The sequence below is a fragment of the Liquorilactobacillus sicerae genome, from assembly GCF_029916425.1.
In the GTDB taxonomy this organism is placed as follows: domain Bacteria; phylum Bacillota; class Bacilli; order Lactobacillales; family Lactobacillaceae; genus Liquorilactobacillus; species Liquorilactobacillus sicerae.
This window is the reverse complement of sequence record NZ_JAHAVQ010000341.1, coordinates 1-400: the sequence shown is the minus strand read 5'-3', so window position 1 is coordinate 400 and position 400 is coordinate 1. Positions and strand designations below refer to the sequence as shown.

General features: G+C 33.5%; 1 protein-coding gene and 1 pseudogene. One reads left to right on the top strand and one right to left on the bottom strand.

The annotated features are described in order from the left end of the window. Positions 1 to 138, top strand: coding sequence for a riboflavin kinase (locus KH893_RS13135; RefSeq protein ID WP_345803747.1), 138 nt, complete (start codon positions 1 to 3; stop codon positions 136 to 138). Between the two features lie 9 nt (positions 139 to 147). Here the strand turns inward: KH893_RS13135 and KH893_RS12750 are convergent. After that, positions 148 to 400: pseudogene (locus KH893_RS12750) on the bottom strand (GNAT family N-acetyltransferase); the annotation flags it as partial.

The following is a 400-nucleotide window of genomic DNA, read 5'->3' as shown; positions in this document are numbered from 1 at the left end:
ATTGTTTACTGGATCGCGTTCTTAAGAGAACAGATAAAATACGCAAATGCCGAAGAACTAGTTGATCAACTAAAACAAGACCAAATAGATAGTTTGCACATTTTAAACAAATCGCCAAAAATCGAAAATTATTTTTGATTTATTGAATTATTGATTAATTATTAATTGATAAGCAATCCTGGCGTTGTCTTGATATTCGTTAACGTAAATGATGCCTCGTTTTTGAAATGATAGTTTTTCACCAAGATGCTGCATGGCGTAATTAAGGCGGTGAGTATCAAAACGAACCTGATTAAAGCCAAGCCTTTCTGACTCTTTAATTAACAGTTGAAAGAAAATTGTTGCCAGATGTCGGCCAATAAATTGATCGGAAATTGCGATTCGGTGAATTGTTGTATAG